Origin of the sequence: Paraburkholderia sp. MPAMCS5 (genome assembly GCF_036016995.1) — a bacterium.
Taxonomy (GTDB): Bacteria; Pseudomonadota; Gammaproteobacteria; order Burkholderiales; family Burkholderiaceae; genus Paraburkholderia.
Window position 1 is genome coordinate 791,538 of sequence record NZ_JAYXBK010000001.1, and the last position, 19,033, is coordinate 810,570.

16 protein-coding genes are annotated in these 19,033 nt (G+C 60.8%); 11 read left to right on the forward strand and 5 right to left on the reverse strand.

Annotated features, from left to right (window positions below):
- The first annotated feature begins 338 nt into the window (after positions 1-338).
- Together VOM14_RS03680 and VOM14_RS03685 are read left to right on the forward strand one after the other, a co-directional pair.
- Positions 339-1,037, forward strand: coding sequence for a J domain-containing protein (locus tag VOM14_RS03680; RefSeq protein ID WP_327627301.1), 699 nt, complete (start codon positions 339-341; stop codon positions 1,035-1,037).
- 254 nt (positions 1,038-1,291) lie between these two features.
- Entirely contained in the window at positions 1,292-1,744 is a 453-nt protein-coding gene (locus VOM14_RS03685; protein ID WP_327627303.1) for an arsenate-mycothiol transferase ArsC, read from the forward strand.
- A gap of 30 nt (positions 1,745-1,774) precedes the next feature.
- Here VOM14_RS03685 and VOM14_RS03690 read toward each other — a convergent pair whose 3' ends face one another.
- Positions 1,775-2,101, reverse strand: coding sequence for an H-NS histone family protein (locus VOM14_RS03690; RefSeq protein ID WP_327627304.1), 327 nt, complete (start codon positions 2,099-2,101; stop codon positions 1,775-1,777).
- A gap of 618 nt (positions 2,102-2,719) precedes the next feature.
- Here VOM14_RS03690 and VOM14_RS03695 point away from each other — a divergent pair.
- Positions 2,720-3,028, forward strand: coding sequence for a hypothetical protein (locus VOM14_RS03695; protein WP_327627305.1), 309 nt, complete (start codon positions 2,720-2,722; stop codon positions 3,026-3,028).
- Positions 3,029-3,083: 55 nt separating this feature from the next.
- On the opposite strand, the gene VOM14_RS03700 is transcribed toward VOM14_RS03695, so the two are convergent.
- Together VOM14_RS03700 and VOM14_RS03705 are read right to left on the reverse strand one after the other, a co-directional pair.
- Positions 3,084-3,356: a hypothetical protein gene (locus VOM14_RS03700; protein WP_327627307.1), complete on the reverse strand. Its 273-nt coding sequence runs from the start codon at positions 3,354-3,356 to the stop codon at positions 3,084-3,086.
- 101 nt (positions 3,357-3,457) lie between these two features.
- Positions 3,458-4,174 (reverse strand): transposase, encoded by a 717-nt coding sequence (locus VOM14_RS03705; RefSeq protein WP_327627308.1) that lies wholly within the window; start codon positions 4,172-4,174, stop codon positions 3,458-3,460.
- Between the two features lie 360 nt (positions 4,175-4,534).
- Here VOM14_RS03705 and VOM14_RS03710 point away from each other — a divergent pair, with 360 nt between their 5' ends.
- Positions 4,535-5,662, forward strand: coding sequence for an alanine--glyoxylate aminotransferase family protein (locus tag VOM14_RS03710; RefSeq protein ID WP_327627442.1), 1,128 nt, complete (start codon positions 4,535-4,537; stop codon positions 5,660-5,662).
- A 610-nt stretch (positions 5,663-6,272) separates the two neighbouring features.
- Here the strand turns inward: VOM14_RS03710 and VOM14_RS03715 are convergent.
- On the reverse strand, positions 6,273-7,682 hold the full coding sequence (locus VOM14_RS03715) for a flavin monoamine oxidase family protein (RefSeq protein ID WP_327627309.1): 1,410 nt from the start codon (positions 7,680-7,682) through the stop codon (positions 6,273-6,275).
- 527 nt (positions 7,683-8,209) lie between these two features.
- Here VOM14_RS03715 and VOM14_RS03720 point away from each other — a divergent pair.
- Together VOM14_RS03720 and VOM14_RS03725 are read left to right on the forward strand one after the other, a co-directional pair.
- Complete coding sequence (locus VOM14_RS03720) at positions 8,210-10,279, forward strand: PGDYG domain-containing protein (RefSeq protein WP_327627310.1); 2,070 nt, start codon at positions 8,210-8,212, stop codon at positions 10,277-10,279.
- 27 nt (positions 10,280-10,306) lie between these two features.
- Positions 10,307-13,066, forward strand: a complete 2,760-nt coding sequence (locus tag VOM14_RS03725; RefSeq protein WP_327627311.1) for an NB-ARC domain-containing protein — start codon at positions 10,307-10,309, stop codon at positions 13,064-13,066.
- Positions 13,067-13,150: 84 nt separating this feature from the next.
- On the opposite strand, the gene VOM14_RS03730 is transcribed toward VOM14_RS03725, so the two are convergent.
- A complete protein-coding gene (locus tag VOM14_RS03730; protein WP_327627312.1) occupies positions 13,151-13,636 on the reverse strand; it encodes a universal stress protein in 486 nt (161 codons plus the stop codon).
- Between the two features lie 510 nt (positions 13,637-14,146).
- Between VOM14_RS03730 and VOM14_RS03735 the strand changes: the two genes are divergently transcribed.
- The 5 genes from VOM14_RS03735 to VOM14_RS03755 all read left to right on the forward strand — a co-directional run bounded on the left by VOM14_RS03735 (position 14,147) and on the right by VOM14_RS03755 (position 19,024).
- A complete protein-coding gene (locus VOM14_RS03735) occupies positions 14,147-14,506 on the forward strand; it encodes a hypothetical protein (RefSeq protein ID WP_327627314.1) in 360 nt (119 codons plus the stop codon).
- A 253-nt stretch (positions 14,507-14,759) separates the two neighbouring features.
- Positions 14,760-15,512 carry an SDR family NAD(P)-dependent oxidoreductase gene (locus VOM14_RS03740; RefSeq protein ID WP_327627315.1) on the forward strand — a complete coding sequence of 251 codons (753 nt, stop codon included), beginning with the start codon at positions 14,760-14,762 and terminating at the stop codon, positions 15,510-15,512.
- A 134-nt stretch (positions 15,513-15,646) separates the two neighbouring features.
- Complete coding sequence (locus tag VOM14_RS03745) at positions 15,647-16,975, forward strand: MFS transporter (RefSeq protein WP_327627316.1); 1,329 nt, start codon at positions 15,647-15,649, stop codon at positions 16,973-16,975.
- A gap of 48 nt (positions 16,976-17,023) precedes the next feature.
- The gene (gene rhmD / locus VOM14_RS03750) at positions 17,024-18,202 is read left to right on the forward strand and encodes an L-rhamnonate dehydratase (RefSeq protein ID WP_327627317.1); all 1,179 of its coding nucleotides are present in this window, start codon (positions 17,024-17,026) and stop codon (positions 18,200-18,202) included.
- Between the two features lie 39 nt (positions 18,203-18,241).
- Complete coding sequence (locus VOM14_RS03755) at positions 18,242-19,024, forward strand: SDR family NAD(P)-dependent oxidoreductase (protein ID WP_327627318.1); 783 nt, start codon at positions 18,242-18,244, stop codon at positions 19,022-19,024.
- Positions 19,025-19,033: the final 9 nt, after the last annotated feature.

Below are 19,033 nucleotides of genomic sequence, written 5' to 3' on the forward strand. Positions count from 1 at the left end.
TTTGAAATGTCATCTTACTGAGCGCGGCGTGCGGCACGAAGCGACTTTTTGTTCTAACGATATAACCGCAAGGCGTGAGCGCCTGAGACGCGCATCCCGCGCGCTTGCCGATAAGCATATGGCGAACCATTGGTTGGGCGGACGAAGGCGCGCCGCTATGATCGAAGCGTCTCCTCCATGACACTTCTCGACATGGGACTCGGCCTCGCCACGTGGGTGGCGGGGCCTTTTTTTGCTGGATTGCCCAGTGACACGCGCGCATGGCGCTTCATCATTAAGCCGTTTCTTGCGTGCTAGGATGCTCCCAGACACGATTTCCGACGAGGTCGGGCAGGCAAATGGCAACTCTCTATGACATGCTCGGCGTGCCCATGCACGCCACCGAAGAAGAAATCAAGCGCGCCTATCGCAAGGCCGCGATGAAATGGCATCCGGACCGCAACGCGGGCGCCGAAGAAGTTGCGCGCGCCACTTTCCAGGAAATCAAGGACGCGTACGCCATTCTTTCCGACGCCCAGCAACGCAAGGTGTACGACGCGGTCTACGCAGAGCAGATGAGCGAGTGGGAAGCGCAGCATACGCGCCATCGGGCGGCGGAAGCGCAGCGCGAGGCGGCGGCGCGCGCGGCTGACGAGGCCGTGTACGCCGACATGGTCTCGCTCGCCATGCGTTTCGCCGACGAAGGCCATCATCGCGATGTCCTCTTCGGCGTGCTGTTAGGGCGTCAATGCGAGCCCGCCCGCGCCGCGCAGATTGCGGACAGCGTGGCGGCATTGCAGGCGTCGCGGCGCGAGCCCGCCGTGAAAGCGGCGGCCGGCGCGGCGGCGAGTGCGGCGGCGAGTGCAAGTGCCGATGCGCCGTCAGGCTCCGCATCGTCGGGTGCCGACACGGAAGAAACCGCCCGTCACGACGCGCATGCGGCCCGCGCGAACCACGGCAAGCGTGAGGAAGCGGCAAGCGGGGCGGCCAGCGAGGCGAGCGCGGCGGGTGGTCTCGGCGGCTTGTGGTTCCAGTTTCTCAACGGCTTGAAATTCTGACTTGTCTGTCCGCGCTCATGCGGACCATTCGAATTGCCGTGATCGACAGCCCAATGAAAGTTTTCCCGACGCTGCCGACGCTCCAGGTACAAATTCCCCTAGCGCGCCGATTAAAGACGTCGTAGTGTCACGAGCGCGCAAGACTGAGCGGGCAGAATCGCATACACAAGAAACGAAAAACAGAATACGGGGTACGCGTGATAGAAAAATATAAAGTGCTGTTTCTCTGCCGTGAGAATTCAGTACGCAGCATCATGGCCGAAGCATTGCTGCGCGAACTGGCTGGACACCGGTTCGACGCCTACAGCGCGGGGCCCGAGCCGGCCTTGCGGCTGCATCCGTTGACGGTCGCTCAATTGCGGCCCGGCGTTTCCGATCTCGGCGTGCTTTGCCCGAAAAGCTGGCTTGAATTTACCGGCGAATGGGCGCCGCGCATGGATCTCGTCGTCGCGTTCGACCAGAGCATTGCCGCGCTCCATGCGCCTGTGTTTCCGGGGAATCCCGCGCTGCTTACCTGGCATTTCGCGGATCCGCTCGCCGGCGGCGTGGCCGAACCGGAACGCGCGCGCCTTTTTGAAAAGGCCTTCTGGCAAATCGTGCGTCAGTTGAGCGCTTTTATTGAATTGCCGGAATATGCAGTGCCGGCACGCGCGACGCCGCTACACGGTGCATGCAATCGTGCGCCGGCCAATGTGTCCAACCTGTGATGTACCGCGACAGCGCATGGCGCCAGCGGTCTAGTGGTCGTTCGAGCGCGCGAGCGGGCTTCCTGCAAACGGATCGTTCTTCCAGTCCACACGTTTTTTAGGCAGCGGCGTGGGTGCGGGCGGGGCCGATAATTCAAAGTGGTCTATTGATTGACCTGCGCTGATTGCCTGCTTGAGCCATTGGGGCATGTCGCCCTGACCGTCCCAGCTATCTCCCGTGGCGCTGCGGTAGCGCGCGTTCTTTTGCAAGGCCGGTTCGGCCGCCAATACCGCGGCAAGGTCTTCCGGTTTGATGCCAAACTCTTCCATGCGATGGCGGAGATACGCAATCATGCTATCTCGCTTCCTTTCGTCCATAAGATATTCGTCCTTCTAAAGCGTCCAGCGTTCTGTCAAATGCAGATTGCGAGGAAAACCCGCGAAAGCTTCGAGTCCATTTAAATGGCGCCGGCCTGCGGTGAGGTTATTGATCGAAATTGGAAAAAAACGATGATGACGATGCACTGAATTTGGGCGGCTGGTCTCACGTCCCCGCTTCGTCTCGCCGGAGCTTTGCGTGAAGCCCCTTCTTCTGGTTATGTGAGCATCATAACGCACTGCGCGCGCAATGCACGCACCGTTTCCACTGATTTTCTCGCGTTTTTACGCCAACCGGAGATTGCCGGCTCCGCTCGCAGTATGGTTCGCGAGTTCCGGGTGCACGAGTTTGAATTCCTCCACGCCCGAACTATAAAAGAAATAGCGGAGAGAACAATCCGTGTTTTCCAGCTTGTGGCGTCTGATTCCGGATTGCGGTGAGACCGTCGGCAGCGTCACAGCGCGGGCGACTCGTTGCAGTTCGCATTCGATGAGTCGATGCAGCAGGCTCGCGTCACGTTTGGCTCTTCCGCCGGCCCGTTCTGGGCCCTCTGTTTTTACGCGGATCGATTCTTCAGGAGGGACGAAACTGCTGCGCCGGATTCAAGGAGTCTGGACATGAAACTACGTTTTTGGATGGCGGCGGCGAGCGCGGTTCTTCTCCTCGTGCCGCGAGCAGCGAGTGCCGACGACACAATGGCTCAGCCGGACCCGGGCACGTCCGCCAGCTGGAGGCTGATGCAGCATGCCAACGAATCGGCGCAGGCCACGACCGATATGTCGCTGAGCGAGCCAACGGGGCAGTCCGCGCAAGCAGTGCGCAACACGTCGTATGGCGGAGCGGCGGCGGGGCACTCCGAATCGGAAGGCCTGCAAGAGATGCGTTGCGCCACGAGGTCGCAATGCAGAATTTACTTCGGCCGATAGCCCGATGATGCATGCCGGGGCGGTACCACGAACGCGTATCGCCTCGCCGTTTTCGTCACGCCAGGGCCGCTTGCCAGGTCAGGTCATCTGTATTTTCAACAATGCCGCTGACCATGGCTTCGACTCCCGGCCCTTGCATTGCCGCGCGCTGACCGAAGCGGCGGAACTCATGCATCAAGCTGCGCCACGACGCATTCCAGCGCGTTTCCTTGATACACGTGCCGGACGAATCCGCAATACGCAGCACGCCGTTGTCCGGATAGAAGGTGAGCGTGACCGGCATGCCGTCGATGATGCACGTTGCAGTGCAAGGGCGGGAGCTAACCATATTTGAGTTCCTTTTATTCGAGCGATAGGTGCATTGGAAGCGCCGGCGTTCCAGCAAGCGCTATGCCCAATGTTTTTTCGCCGCTCTCGCGGAAGTTGTAGTTAGCCCGCGTGTGCAAGGCCGCGTGTCATGCGAACCTTCGGCGGACGGTCGCGCAGCAGCAGGGGCATCAAACGCCGGTTGGCTGTCTGCGCCGCCCACTCGCAATACGCGGCGCTGCCGAGCACCCAGCCTTTGAGCGTCGATTGCATCAGGTTGTCGACTTCGCGTTCGTCAAGCGGCTGTGCGCCCAGATCGCGATACGCCTGGTGGCGCTCGCCCGGCGTATTGCCGAGCGTCCGGTAGAGGGGGTGGTCCTTGATGAAGCTATCGACACGCAGCCCAATGTGATGCGTGTAGCTCGACCACGGATAGTTTTCCGGCTCGGTTACAAGGCGCTTGCGCACTGGCGCATGGTCGATGACCTGACTCGCGAGCAGGAAATACCGGTCCGGCTCGATCACCGTTGCCCGGTATCCACCACGCCACACCGTGCCGCGGCGTGCGTGGCGGCGGTTGAAGCTCTCAATATAGCGACGGCTGACTGCCTGCATCGCCATGGCCACGCTCGACTCGTATGAAGGCGTGACGAGGAGCTGCACCGAGTCTGGCATGAGTACCCACGCGTGGACTGCCAGATCGGCGACGCGCGCTGCGTCTGCCAGGCAGGCGAGGAAGTACAGGTAGTCTCCTTCGTCGAGGAATGCGGGCCCTGTGAGCCCCTGCAAGATAACGTGCTGCGGTTGATCTGGGACGTAGTGCCGTGCAAGCCGTGTCATGCTGAATTAACCGGAAATCCGATGTGAGAACGCGATCCGACACCTATCGGACGCGTGGCTGTGTGTAACGCGTGTAGGACGAAATTCTATCGACCCGATGTGTACGTTTGCATGACGAACAGGCCTCATTTATGGACTCTTTTCGTCGATTTGCCGATCGCGGCGAGCGCCTTTTTTATGCCGCCGCTGAATAGCAGAACCGCGCCGCGCACATCCAGCGCCCTGGTCTCTATTCGGGGCGCACCTGAACCGGTCAAAGCCGGGCGCAAACCCATCGGCGTGACGCGACGATGCCGTTGCAGGTGGCTTTCGTTAGAATCTGTTTTCGATTCCATCATTCGTCGATTAACGGAGGCGAACGTGCCAGGATTACTTCCCGATGTGGACCGCGAGGGACTCCTCGAATATTCAGTCGTTTACACCGACCGATCCATCAATCATATGTCGGAGCTTTTTCAAGGCGTCGTACGCGATATTTCCGGCTCCCTGAAAAAGGTTTACAACGCGCAGTCGGCCGTGATCGTGCCGGGCAGCGGGACTTTCGGCATGGAAGCCGTCGCCCGGCAGTTTGCGACGAACAGAAAGTGCCTTGTCATCCGCAATGGCTGGTTCAGTTTCCGCTGGTCGCAGATTTTCGACATGGGCGGCATTCCGTCCGAATCGATGGTGTTAAAGGCGCGTCCGGTCGAACAGGGAAGGCAGGCCGCCTATGCACCGCCTCCGATCGAAGAAGTGGTCGCCGCGATCAGGGAAAACAAGCCGGATCTGGTTTTTGCGCCGCATGTCGAAACCGCATCCGGGATGATTCTGCCCGATGCCTATTTGCGCGCCGTGTCCGACGCTGTTCATGCTGTCGGCGGCATGTTCGTACTGGATTGCATCGCCTCCGGCACGATCTGGGTGGACATGCAGACCAGTGGTGTCGATGTCCTGATCAGTGCGCCGCAAAAGGGATGGAGCGCGCCACCATGCTGCGCGCTGGTGATGCTCAGCCCTCTCGCCCGGGAAAAAATCGACGCAACCACCAGCACCAGTTTCGCGTGCGATCTTCGCAAGTGGTTGCAGATCATGGAGGCGTACGAGGGCGGCGGATTCGCGTACCACGCCACGATGCCCACGGACAGTCTCGCGACGCTGCGCGACGTCATGAAGGAAACCGAGGCTTATGGCTTCGACAAGGTGAGAGCGGAGCAACTCGAACTCGGCACGCGCGTTCGCTCGATCATGGTTGCCAAAGGGTTCAGAAGCGTGGCGGCAGAAGGTTTTCAGGCTCCGGGCGTCGTAGTCAGCTATACGGACGATGAGGGGATACGATCCGGCAAGAAATTCGCCGATGCCGGTTTGCAGATCGCGCCCGGTGTCCCGCTTCAGGTCGGCGAGCCTGAAGACTTCAAGACCTTCCGCATTGGATTATTTGGCCTGGATAAACTGCATGACGTCGAAGGCGCGGTCGCGAGACTTGCTAAGGCGGTGAACTCTATTGTTTAGGGTACTTTTTCGGGGCATGCGTGTGCACATGGCTCGCGCTGGTCATGGTATCGGCAGGGGTATTTTGGAACCTGCCGAATAGCTGTATGCATGCTTGGGCATTTGCAGACGTTCGGTGATAAGAGGTTGTGAGGCGGATGTGGGTTGCCCGGCGTCGCTACCTCTTACAGGCGAAATCTATTTCTTCTGGACGCATCGAAATGATAGAAGTTCCGAATTTACCAGTGCGGAATTCAAACGATGCGCTCTGCTTATCCAATTTCAATAGCATTCTGAATCTGTGACTCGAGTCATTTGTCAGGTTATAGCTGCCGACGATGCCCAATGACTCTTGCGGTATGACACTCACTTGCTGGCCACAAGGACTTGGGCGTCTGCCTCTTATTGAACAGTATCGAATTTTATAGCTGACAGATGCAATTCCCATTTGACTTTCAGAGAAGCGCGCGTTGTACTGCGCCACAAGCGGGGCAGAAGTACTTACTGAAGTCATGTAGGCTGGTATCGTTCTGAGCCTGTAATTGTCAACAATTCCAGCATGGATGTCGATCTGCGGCTATTGGCCGCAAGCACTCAGTCACCCGAAACGCCTTCCTCAATTCGCTCCCACTTACCCCCCACCCACCCTGGCGAGAATCGCGCGCGCCGCCTTGAACCCAGTCTCGACCGCGCCATTCATGTAACCCTGATGCTCCGCGCTGCAATGCTCGCCGGCGAAATACAGCTTGCCGACCGGCGCGGCTTCCCAGCCGCCGATGCGAGTCCATTGCCCAGGCCTGTAGCACGCATACGAGCCGCGCGAGAAGGGATTGACGAGCCATTGCGTTGACACGCTAGCCTGCGTGTAGGCGTCCAGCATGCCGCCAAACACGCGGTCCGCTTCGCGGGCGAAGCGGCTGGCCGTTGCAACCGCATCGCTCTGCGCGAGGTGCACGCCGACACTTCCGCCCACGAAGCAGGTATAGGCACTGCCGCGGCCCTGTTGACGACCTGAATCCCAGCCCGTCTGAAACGCCAGGTCGGAAAAGGCATTGCCGTCACGGCCTTGTTGACGCCAGACCGCGACGTTCATCCCAAGCACGATCTTTTCGCCGCGGCCGTAACCCAGGGTGTCGATGGCTTCGCGCTTCTGCGGCGGAAGATCGAGCGCAAGGTCCACCTCGCGCAACGTGCTGAAAGGAATTGCCAGTACGACGAAGTCAGCCGCCACGCGCTTGCCGCCGCCATTGCACTCGAAATCAAGCTGCACCTGTGAGCCCTGCTCACGCACCGCAACGAGCCTGTGCTGCATCCGGACGCGATCGTCCAGTTCAGCCGCAAGCGCGCGCGGCACCTGTTCATTGCCGCCAAGCACCTTATAGCGCTCGTCGCTCGCGCCAAAGAGGCTGAAGCCCTGTGTCGTGTCCAGCGACAGTAGCGTCAGCATGTTCAGACAGGATTGCTGGTCGACATCCAGGCCGAATTCGGTCAAGTAAGCAACTTCGAGTAGATCTCGCAGCCATCCGCTTGCGCCGGCCTGGTCCAGGTATTCGGCGATGGACAACTGGTCGAGGCGCGAATCGGCGGGAGAATGAGACCCGGCGCAAATGACCGGCGACAACGCGGCGACGTCCTCGCGCATGCGCGCGGCGAGCGGCTCGAATGCGTCGATGATCTGCGCTTCGGAGTAGTGCATGCCGTTGAAGTAATAGCTTGGCGCGAGCGCAAGTTCATCGGGCGCGGCGGTGTCGATGAGCGGCAGATTTAACTCGCGCACCAACTCGAGCAGGTCCGTGTGGCCACTGTCAATGAACTCGCCGCCCAGCTCCGTGACGAGACCGGGACCGAGCACGTCCACAACGGACTGCACGCGCCCACCGATCCGATCCGCGGCTTCATAGACGGTCACATCGACTCCGGCGCGCTTGAGCATGCGCGCGGCGCCAAGTCCGGCCAGCCCGCCTCCCACAACCGCCACCGAAGCATTGCCGTGCTGAAAACGCGCAGCATGCGCTTCGCCTCGCTGATGTTCGTTCGTCATGGGAGCGCTCCTCAAGCGGCGCGGGCTGCTCAATGCGGAGTAACGGCTCGGGTGCGTCGTGCAGATTCGCTCGCACATTCCATGGCTGACGTGCACCGTCGATGGCTCATCCTCATTGCACGTTATAGCAGCCGAAAGCGGTTCGCGCGCGCATGCCGCTACCGTGGATGAATTGTCGAGTCCGACCGTAGTAGTCAGCACTGCACGCAGCAGCAAAGTGATCTTCACTACGATCACATTAAAGCATACTTACGGTCCGCTATCGGGGCGCTACGCGAATGTGCGGCGCGCCGCTTAAGTTGGCTCACCGGCTTGCCCTTTTTCGACGCGTGAATTAACAATGTCTGTTGGACCCAGCGTTTCGACGTGCGGCTCGCTGCAACCGCAAACGCAATGAAGGCGCGCAATGAAGGCGGTCCACCTACGCTGACTCCGTCCCGCCTGGGGACGACCGCAGCGTTCCGCTATGTCCGGTCCACACCGCCTGTTTGTCATGAACACGGAACGGTAATGGGAGGAGCCACACGGTGGAAACCTCAGAACGCCTCGCTCTCCACACGGGTCAAACACGAGCCGATGCGCCGGTTGCCCGTCCGTATTTATACGTCAGTATTCCTAAGGTGAAATCGGTCCGCTTTGCAACCGAGGCAGGCACGGTATCGACCCTCGAAGGGGAGGTGCGATGCGCGGCGGGCGACGCGATCATGACGGGCACCCGTGGCGAGCACTGGCCCATTCAACCCGGTGTGTTCAAACAGAAATACCGGCCCTACGGCGATACGGTAAGTGGGCAGGCGGGAGACTACATCAACGTGTCTGGCGTGGTGAGGGCGCGCCGTCTCGCGGCAGACACCACGCTCACCCTTGGCGATGGCAGAGGCACGTTGCGCGGACACAGCGGAGACTGGGTGATTGAATATCCTGAAGCGGACCGCGCGATCGTCGCGGACGACATCTTTCAGGAGACTTACCATCTGATCGGCGTGCCGGTGACCATTGGTGTGTCGGCGGCGGTCTCGGGAGCCGTCAAGGCGATGGAACCGGTCGTGGACGCACTCCGGGCAATGCTGCAACACACGACCTTCGATATCCGGATTGTCGAGAGTCGCGCCGCCAATGCCAACGAGGTCCGACACTCCCTCTGGTGTCTGGTCCAGGAAGAGCCGGAGCCTCTCGACGGGCCTTATTCCGACGTGCTGACGCTATCGGCGGCGGCCTTCGTCGGCAAATACGAGGACCGTCATTCGATCATTGGTGTTCTGCATCAGCTCAGAAGGAACGCGGATCAACCGAAGAGAGCCTATCTCCGTGAACTGATTCATCAGCTTGGCGACGCCTTTTTTCCGAAAAGCGACTATCAGCGGCAACGCTTCGAGCGGGAATTAATCAGCGTGCACGTGCTCGCGGAGCAGCTCTTCGCGCTCGACGAATTCAACCAACAACTCATCACGTTTTATCTGGGCGACGAGCCCACCAACGTCGGCAGGTACATGGTGCAGCTGGAGGAGACCGTCACGCAGGTCGCTGAGCGGACGTTGTGGAAAGCCGGCGCGGTCGCCGACGCCGTGGCGAGCGACCAGCAGATTCTCTGGCAACGCTCGGTGCTCGGCGTGACGGGCGCTCTCTTGCGACACGAGACGTTCAGCGCAATCTTTTTGCGCAATATCGGCGGATTGGTTCAATTGGGTTTGATCGCCGCGTTTGCGCTGGCTTGCTTTACGGAGTTGCACGACGGCTGCACCGCCGAAGATCTTCTTGTTTTTACGCGCTGCGACGCGGAAAACTGGAGAGAAGTGGCGGGGCCGGTCCTGCTGATCGGCTACGTCGCCGCTCTTGCCGTTGCATGGGTCCAGTACCTTATTCTCAAAGCCAATAAGGTCGAAACAAAACATCAGGATTACAGATTATTAGCCGAGTACTTGCGAATTCAATACTTGTGGGAGGTACTCGGAATTGACCGCTATGTCGCCGACGACGAGCCGCCCACAGCACCGAGTGAATCCGGTTGGGTCGCATCGGCGGTACGCGCGCTCTCACGGCAAAAGCGCGCGGATCGGGACGCCGCCGCGCCTCTGTCGGAAGGGCGCAAGCATTGGGCGCGATACGCGTTCCTGAATAAACAGATCGAATATCACAAGAAGACGCTGATCGATGAGCGGGAACAAGCCGTCGAACGCATCAGAGCCTGTGGCAGGCGGGCATTAGTGTGGTCGCTGATCTTTTTCGCGCTGCTGTTGGCAGGCGTGATCGGCTTTCCTTTTCTAAGGATGCTGTTTCCGTCGCTGCATCTGACGCATCGCTCGCTGGATCTGACGACGCACATCATCATCATCGTCATGGTCATGTCGCTGGCCGTGTGGGCGGCTCTGCACAAGACCATTGAATTGTATTGCTGGGAAGCGGAAAGACTGCGCGGCAAGCTGGTGCTCAGCAACCTGGAAACGGCGCACGATCGCCTCATGCAGCTGGATGGCTCCGCTGCCGACGATAACCGCTTGCGCGCCATCTACATCGAATGCGGCCATTTCTTCGCGAGGGACCAGGCGAGATGGCATGCGCTGCGCAGGGCCAGGCCGATCGAAGCGCCCGGCGCCTGAAGCGTTGCGAACGTCGCGAGGACAATCATGGTCAGCCCGATTTTTATCAGCTATCGGCACAGCAACCTTGCCGAAGTCGCGGACCTCGTGCACATCATGGCGAGCCGCCTTGGGAGAGAAAACATCTTCTTCGACCAAATGTCGATCCGCTGCGGGGATATCTGGAAAGCGCGGCTCGGCGAGGTCGAGCAGGCGAAAGTCGTGGTCGCATTCATTGGCGATGGATGGGAGAACTCGTTCGGGCGATCGGTCGCCAATAACGACATGGACTACGTTCTGCTGGAACTCAGGACTGCGATTGAAAAGCATGTGAACATCATTCCAGTGCAGGTCGGTCGGGAAAAACTCGGGATCGATTTCGCAGGCGTTCCTGATCCGCTGCGACCGCTGTCGGACATCCAGTTCGTCTGGATATCGCATGCGAATTTCAGCCTGGACGAAGCCCAGATCAATCAACTCGTCGAGCGTGCGTCGGAGAAAGCCGGCGTGGTCAGCGTGGGTTTCCCGGTGCGCTACCCCAGTCTGGTGCGGCGAGAGGCGCTCGAACTCGAACATCTGCGGGACATCGAGCAGCGGATCTGGGATTGGCTTGGTGGCGAAGGGGACGATGACGCGTCGTCGAATTGCGTCGCGGTTTGGGGCTTGCCAGGAATCGGCAAGTCGACCCTCGCCGATCTCGTCGCCTCGGATGCGCGCGTGAAAGACATGTTTCCCGATGGCGTGCTGGTCGCGCGCTTCGGCAAGGGCGCGGGAGACGAGCAGGCGGCCGCGGTGCTGCAAAACTGGGCGGTGCGGGTCAACATGCCCCCTGAAATGCGCGCGGCGTGCTCCAGGTCCGATCAATGGCGTGCGGCATTGCAGGAATTCGTCAGGAATCGCAGGCTGCTGGTGGTGATCGACGACGTCTGGAGTGCCGGGGTCGCGCGCAGCTTGTTGCTCGGGGGGCACTGCGCGCATCTCGTCACCACACGTCAACAGGCTATCGCGAACGACCTGGCGGGAGGGCAAGTGTTGCGCCTGCCCAAGCTCGCGGAGCGCCAAAGTCTGCGGCTTCTCAAACGGAGCGCACCAAATGCGTTCTTTGAAGGCCCTGGCGGTGAGGCCATTCTCAAGCAGGTCAAGCGCGTGGCGAGCGAGCTGGATGGCTTGCCGCTCGCGCTGGTGCTGATCGGTTCGAGCCTGAGGTCGATCGGAACCGAAGACCGTGTGGCGGAAATCGGCAACCGGCTGAAGTACCTTGAAGATGTCGAGCATCGTCTGAGCCTCGGGAGTTCGGGCAATCGGGCCGACGACCAGAGTCTGGCCGCGGTCATCGGGTCGAGCTACGACGCGTTGCTGAGCAAGGAACCCGAAGGCGAGAGTCTGCAACGCGCGATGCGCCGTTTGTGCGCGCTGCGTCCCGATCCGAAGCGATTCAGTCTCGCGCTCGCCAGGCAGGTCACTGGCGAGCAGGACCACACGATCGACATCCTCAAACAGTTCGGGTTGCTCGAAAGGGTGTCGAGTCCCACCGATAAGACGTCGGATGAAGATCGCTACTTCGTGATCCATCGCACGATTACCGATTGCGTGCGGCGCAAGCTGCACGACGGCGAAGCACATCAGGTGTATCAGCGGGCCGTGCTCTACTACGAGAACCAGCTTACCGAACTGGAAGAAGGGTTTCAGAGCATGAGCGGGCAATGGACCAGCCAGTTGCGATATGAAAGGCCCGCGTGGCAGCGAGCGATGGAAAGCTGGCGGTATTACCTGACACGCCTCGGCCGATATGACGAACTGGCGCTCAAGGTCATGAAGATCTGGTTTGCCGCGTTCTGGTGGTGGGGATGCTTTACGGATTTCCAGTTTTGCGACCAATTGATCGCTGATTGGGACGTTGAGAAAGATCACCAATCGACGGCCGACGCGGACGTGGCCGATCTGCGCGGCTTCCAGACAGCGTATCCGAAAGAAACGGAAGAGCGAGTGGAAGGCGAGCGGGAAAACTGGCGCATCGCGAGACAACACCTGGAGGCGATCGGCGCGCGGCGCAAGCTCGACGGCGACGTCAACGCGTTCGATCAGGACCAGTGCGAACTGCGCGGCTTGATGAGCATCTTTATAGCCGAGTCATATCGATTCGGCGAGAGAAATCTTGCTGCGGCCGAGGAGTTCTATCGCGATGCCGTGGTCATGTTCGACCGGCCGTTCGCCGAATGCTCGGAAAACTGGAACCAGCCGTGGGCGCGTTATCACCTGGCTGACTGTCTGTATGACGACGGCCGCCTCGACGAGGCCGAGGCTTTCGCGCAGGAAGGCTTCGAGATGTCCACCGACGGGCGGGACCTCGATCTGGAAATTCAGGCCCTGTGTTCGCGCTTGCGAGCGGACATCGCGTTGGCCGAAAACAGATTCGACGAGGCGATGCGCCATCTTCATTGTGCCGTGCTCGCCGCATACCGCTTCCAGATCGAACCGCTTGATCCGGACTCCTATACAGTCGATTTTTATCGAGTGATCGCCTCGCGCGTGATCGCAAGCCTGCTGAATCTGCACGAGCGGAACCCGGCGTCCGCGTTGACGGTCGCAGCGGGATTGGACAGCATCTGGAACAAGGAGCGCGCCGCATCGCAAGAACTGCGCGAGGCGTTGGACCGACGCGACGCTGTACAGCTCAAACGAATTCTCTTTCCGCCCGCATTGGCGAGTCTGGAACTCCTGAAGGACGACGGCGCGCGGGAAAGCTTCAAGGCCGAAGTCATGGATCATATCGACCGGTTGCGGCCAGAGGACCGATGCACGCTGTAGCAGGCGAGCGTCAGCGCGGCCTCAAGACGTGGTTCTCTCCGGGCAGCATAAGGATGGAATCCGTGCTGCTGCCGGTCGCGTCGTTCATACAAATGGAATGTGGTCTGCCGGTTTGTGCTCGGCTTTCGCGCGGTGTTTTCTGACTACTGTCGGATCGCGCACGATCGTGACAGCGCAGGGTGCATACGCGAGTACCTGTCTCGCGACCGAGCCGATCAGCCAGCGATCGAACGGCGTGTGACCGCGATGCCCGACGACAAGATGATCGATCTCATGCTGCTCTGCGTAGAGGACGATTTCCTTCGCGGGCTGTCCGACGATGAGATCGAATTCGGGATGTTCGCCGTCCGAGGCGAGTGTCGCCTTGATGTCGTCGAGAACCTCGTTGGCATGGCGCAACTCGTGATCGACAAGCTCGCGCTTTTCCAGCTCTATCGCGCCCCAATCCGGCGCGCGCGCCACGACGAGCACATGCAGGCGCGCGTCGAAACGCTTCGCGAGATCGATTGCGAAAGCCACCGCCTGTCGTGCGGATGGCGACCCGTCATAACCGACCAGCACGTTCTGCATGATCTGTCTCCCGTCCGGTTTCAACCGGAATAGGCGTTGATTGAACCGCAACCGTTCCTCGACTTCGCGGCGTCGGCGGGGGTATGCCAATCGTGATGCCAGTCAGTTGTCGTCGCTTCGGACCGGAAGATGCTGATGAGGGACAGGCTCCGCGGAGTCCGCATCAGTCACGCCGCTTCCGGCAGGTTTTGCGGGCTTCTGTGCGCCGGTTCTGCGGTCTCTGCTGGACGGGGAATGTGCCGGGCCGGAAGGCGGCCTGTCGGTCGGCTTGGTGGAAGGATCGGAGGGCACGATCTTCTCCTGCGCATAGTGTGTTTACCATGATAGATCCCAATCCGGACAGCGCCATTCAAAGACGGGGTCAACTAGCGCCGAACGAAGGTTCACGCGCGGCTCGATCCGGTCCTGTTTATTTCTGAACATACCAGGGGTGGCCGCGATGAGTTGATTTTTGCGCGGACGCCCGCAGTTTCATAAGCTGACTATGAACTTGCCCGGTGAGTCTTACAGATGAAAAGGAAGCAGGTAAAAATGGCGCAATCGACGCAATCCACGGCCACCCGCGCGGAATTGCTGTGCTTTCTCGTGGCGATTGCTGCGGCCTCGTATGCGCTGAGTGCGGAGTGGCGAGTGGATCACGTCGTCCAATGCTGCCGCCAATGGCTCGTCAAGAACGGCATGACGATGCGCTGGCTCGAACGCGTGAAGATCGGCCAGCTCGCGTTGAAGATTGCGAGTCAGGATCTGAAGGATGCGGGCGTGGCCGTTCGGCTCTCGAACGTGCAGGCGCTGTTCACGAGTGAACTCGAACTGAACGAAGCGAGCACGATGGTGCAGCGAATGATGGCGCTTTGCCAGGACGCGCTTTGATGCAGCCTTCCCTGTAGCGCGCGATGAGCCCTCGCTCATCGACCATCGCGGCACCACGCTTTCATTCGCCTTGCCAGGAAGTCCTTTCGCCAATGCCGGCCGCGCCGGCCGCATTGCGCCTCTGATTCGCTTTTGTTATCGACCTTTCCAATTCTCGAATTGTTGCCGCATCGCACTGCTCGTATATTGGCGTGAACCGCAACTCGGTCGCCGCGGACTACAACAATGCGAAGGCACGCCACAGGAGGCATAGATGAATCAAATCGACTTGCAGGGGCGCGTTGTCGCCATTACCGGCGGCGCGCGTGGCATCGGCTACGCGGTGGCGCAACGCGCGCTGAACTCGGGCGCGTCGGTCGCGCTATGGGACGTGGACGCCGAGCGTCTCGCGCGCAGCCAGCGCGAACTGGGCGAGCTTGGCAAGGTCACCGCCGTGACCGTCGAACTCACGCAGGAAGCGGCTGTCGCTCACGCTGTCTCGCAGACCGTGCTCGATCACGGCGCCATCGACGTGCTGATCAATTGCGCCGGCATCACCGGCGGCAATGGCACGACATGGGAACTGGAGCCGGACGTTTGGCGCCGCGTCATCGACGTCAATCTGATCGGCCCGTATCTGACCTGCCGCGCGGTCGTTCCGCAAATGCTGAAGCAGGGCTACGGGCGGATCGTCAATATCGCGTCCGTTGCGGGCAAGGAGGGCAACCCGAACGCATCGCACTACAGCGCGTCGAAGGCGGGACTCATCGGCCTCACGAAATCGCTCGGCAAGGAACTCGCGACGAAAAACATTCTCGTCAATGCGGTCACGCCCGCTGCGGCCAAAACCGAAATTTTCGATTCGATGTCGCAGCAGCACATCGACTACATGCTCTCCAAAATTCCGATGAACCGCTTCCTGCTGCCGGAAGAAGCGGCATCGCTGATCCTGTGGCTTTCTTCCGAAGACTGCGCGTTCAGCACCGCTTCGGTGTTCGACCTGTCGGGCGGCCGCGCGACTTACTGAGTCTCTGCGCCACGCTGCACCACGTCGCATCACGTCGCATCACGTCGCATCACGCCGCGTCACACCAACGCGCAGGCAGTACACCAAAAAAACCGCGAGGCCGCGCATGGCGCGAGCTTCGTCAAGGAGACGACATGAACCCGCATGCGAGCGCTTCTCTCGAAGCGATCAATAGCAAGGTGATGCGCCGGCTGTTGCCGTTCCTGCTGTTGATGTATGTGCTGGCGTTTCTCGATCGCGCGAACATCGGCTTCGCGCAGAAAGCGCTGCAACACGACACGGGTCTGTCGAGCGCGGCGTTTGCGTTTGGCGCGGGCGTGTTTTTTGTCGGCTATGCATTGTTCGAAGTACCAAGTAATCTGCTGATGCACAAGGTCGGTGCGCGTGCCTGGATGTGCCGCATCATGGTGACGTGGGGCCTTGTCTCGGCGGCGATGTGTGTTGCGCATTCCGCCACGACGTTCTACACGCTGCGCTTTCTATTGGGTGTGGCCGAAGCCGGCTTCTTTCCCGGCGTGATCTACTACCTTACGCAATGGTTTCCGCAACGAGCGCGTGCTCGCGCCGTCGGGCTGTTTTATTTCGGCGCGCCGCTGGCGTTTATTTTCGGCAGTCCGTTGTCGGGCTCGCTGCTCGACATGAACGGCGCGTTCGGCCTCGCAGGCTGGCAGTGGCTCTTTCTTGTCGAAGGCGTGCTGGCTTCGGCAGTCGGCGTGTGGGCGTTCTGGTATCTCGACAATCGCCCCGAAAACGCGGGCTGGCTCAGCGCCGAGGAGCGCGCGAGCCTGCAATCCGCTCTCGACGAAGACACGCGTGCAGCTTCCGCGCAGGGACCGCATCGCATTCTGGCTGCGCTGGTGGATCGGCGCGTGTTGCTGCTCTCGCTGATTTATCTGCTGGTCCAGATGAGCGTGTACGGCGTGATCTTCTATCTGCCGCAACAGGTGGCCGCGTTACTCGGAACGACGGTGGGCTTTCACGTCGGCCTCGTCGCCGCGGTGCCGTGGCTGTGCGCGCTGGCGGTGACGTGGTACGTGCCGCGCCGGGCCGATCGAACCGGCGGGCATCGTCGCTGGGCGTGCGCGTTGCTGATCGTCGCCGGTCTCGGCATCGACGTGTCGGGACTCGCGCCTAACCCGTCGATCGGACTGATCGCGCTCTGTTGCGCGGCAAGCGGCTTTATCGCGGCGCAGCCGCTTTTCTGGACCTTTCCCACGCGTCTGCTCACGGGCGCGGCCGCCGCGGGCGGCATCGCGTTGATCAACTCGATCGGCAGCCTGGGCGGCTTCATTGCGCCGAGCTTGCGCACGGCCTCGGAACACGCATTTTCTTCGGCGTCGGCGGGATTGCTCGTGCTCGGTGCATCGAGCCTGCTTGCCGCCCTGCTGATCGGCACGCTCCTGCGCCGCGACGGCGCGAGCGCGCCTGACGCTTTCCACGACTTGCTGCATCGCGCCCGCTAGGCGCATTTCCGGCGACACCTTCGACGCCCATCACGGAGCTTCTCTCTCATGGCCATGCCCACTATCCGGCACGTGCGTGCCTTCATCGTTCGCGGCGGCGGAGCGGACTATCACGATCAACCCGGCGGACACTGGATCGACGATCACATTGCGACGCCGATGGCGCGCTATCCCGAGTATCGCCAGAGCCGTCAGTCGTTCGGTATCAATGTGCTGGGCACACTCGTGGTCGAAATAGAAGCGAGCGACGGCACAGTCGGCTTTGCGGTGACGACGGGCGGCGAAATCGGCGCGTTCATCGTGGAGAAGCATCTGGCGCGCTTTCTCGAAGGCCGGCTCGTGACCGACATCGAGAAGATGTGGGATCAGATGTATAACGCCACGCTTTACTATGGGCGCAAAGGCATCGTGCTCAATACGATCTCCGGCGTCGATCTCGCGTTGTGGGATCTGCTCGCGAAAGTGCGCAAGGAGCCGGTCTATCAGCTATTGGGCGGTCCCGTGCGCGACGAGCTTGTGTTCTATGCAACCGGCGCGCGCCCCGATCTCGCAAAGGAGATGGGTTTTATCGGCGGCAAAATGCCCTTGCAGCATGGTCCCGCCGAAGGCGAAGCGGGTCTGAAGCTCAACCTCGACAAGCTTGCCGATATGCGAAGCCGCGTCGGCGACGATTTCTGGCTGATGTTCGACTGCTGGATGAGCCTCGACGTACCGTATGCAACGCGGCTCGCGCAAGCCGCGCACGATTACGGACTGAAATGGATCGAAGAATGTTTGCCGCCCGACGACTACTGGGGTTACGCCGAACTGCGCCGCAACGTGCCGCGCGGCATGATGGTGTCCACCGGCGAACACGAGGCGACGCGCTGGGGTTTTCGCATGCTGCTCGACATGCAGTGCTGCGATCTGATCCAGCCGGACGTGGGCTGGTGCGGCGGCATCACCGAGCTGATCAAGATCTCCGCACTCGCGGACGCGCATAACGTGATGGTGGTGCCGCATGGGTCGTCGGTGTATAGCTATCATTTCGTGGTCACGCGTCACAACTCGCCGTTCTCCGAGTTCCTGATGATGGCGCCCCAGGCCGACGAAGTCGTGCCCATGTTCACGCCGCTTCTGCTCGACGAACCAGTGCCCGTGAATGGTCGAATGAAGGTGCCCGACACGCCGGGCTTCGGCGTGCGGCTCAATCCGGAATGCGCGTTGGTGCGGCCTTATCCGCGCTGACCGGCCGCATTCCAGTTGCATCCAACGAGGGAGAATGACGTGCTGCTCAAGGACAAGGTCGTGATCGTCACCGGCGGTTCGCGGGGCATTGGCCGCGCGATAGCCGTTGCGTGCGCAACCGAAGGCGCGGACGTGGCGATCAACTACTGGGGCGATAACGACGCATCGTATGGACGCCGTTCCGCCGTCGCCGAAGTGGTCGCGCAAATCGAGGCGCTCGGGCGGCGCGCAATCGCAATTGAAGGCAACGTGGCGGCGCCGGAGACGGGGCGGCAACTGGTGCGCGAGACGGTCGAAACATTCGGTAAGGTCGATGTGCTCGCGAGCAACGCCGGCATCTGTCCATTCCATGCGTTTCTCGATATGCCGGCGCAAGTGCTGGAGTCGACGGTCGCGGTCAATCTGAACGGCGCCTTCTATGTCACGCAAGCCGCCGCGCAGCAGATGAAAGCGCAAGGCACGGGTGGCGCGATTGTCGCGACGAGTTCGATCAGCGCGCTGGTAGGCGGCGGCATGCAGACGCATTACACGCCGACCAAGGCGGGCGTTCATTCGCTGATGCAGTCGTGCGCGGTCGCGTTGGGACCGTACGGCATTCGCTGCAATTCGGTCATGCCCGGCACGATCGCGACCGACCTGAATGCCGAAGATCTCGCCGACGAAGCGAAGAAAGCCTACTTCGAAAAGCGCATTCCGCTGGGCCGCCTCGGCCGCCCCGAAGACGTGGCCGAGTGCGTGGTATTCCTCGCATCCGACCGCGCGCGCTATGTGACCGGCGCCGCGTTGCTTGTCGACGGCGGTTTGTTCGTCAATCTGCAATAACGCGCGATG

Bases quoted from the DNA above. Each gene is read 5' to 3' on its own strand.
- VOM14_RS03715 (WP_327627309.1), bottom strand. From the start codon at position 7,682: ATGACGAACGAACATCAGCGAGGCGAAGCGCATGCTGCGCGTTTTCAG.
- VOM14_RS03730 (WP_327627312.1), bottom strand. From the start codon at position 13,636: ATGCAGAACGTGCTGGTCGGTTATGACGGGTCGCCATCCGCACGACAG.
- VOM14_RS03705 (WP_327627308.1), bottom strand. From the start codon at position 4,174: ATGACACGGCTTGCACGGCACTACGTCCCAGATCAACCGCAGCACGTT.
- VOM14_RS03700 (WP_327627307.1), bottom strand. From the start codon at position 3,356: ATGGTTAGCTCCCGCCCTTGCACTGCAACGTGCATCATCGACGGCATG.
- VOM14_RS03735 (WP_327627314.1), top strand. From the start codon at position 14,147: ATGAAAAGGAAGCAGGTAAAAATGGCGCAATCGACGCAATCCACGGCC.
- VOM14_RS03695 (WP_327627305.1), top strand. From the start codon at position 2,720: ATGAAACTACGTTTTTGGATGGCGGCGGCGAGCGCGGTTCTTCTCCTC.
- VOM14_RS03685 (WP_327627303.1), top strand. From the start codon at position 1,292: ATGGCCGAAGCATTGCTGCGCGAACTGGCTGGACACCGGTTCGACGCC.
- VOM14_RS03690 (WP_327627304.1), bottom strand. From the start codon at position 2,101: ATGGACGAAAGGAAGCGAGATAGCATGATTGCGTATCTCCGCCATCGC.
- rhmD (WP_327627317.1), top strand. From the start codon at position 17,024: ATGGCCATGCCCACTATCCGGCACGTGCGTGCCTTCATCGTTCGCGGC.
- VOM14_RS03740 (WP_327627315.1), top strand. From the start codon at position 14,760: ATGAATCAAATCGACTTGCAGGGGCGCGTTGTCGCCATTACCGGCGGC.
- VOM14_RS03680 (WP_327627301.1), top strand. From the start codon at position 339: ATGGCAACTCTCTATGACATGCTCGGCGTGCCCATGCACGCCACCGAA.
- VOM14_RS03725 (WP_327627311.1), top strand. From the start codon at position 10,307: ATGGTCAGCCCGATTTTTATCAGCTATCGGCACAGCAACCTTGCCGAA.
- VOM14_RS03745 (WP_327627316.1), top strand. From the start codon at position 15,647: ATGAACCCGCATGCGAGCGCTTCTCTCGAAGCGATCAATAGCAAGGTG.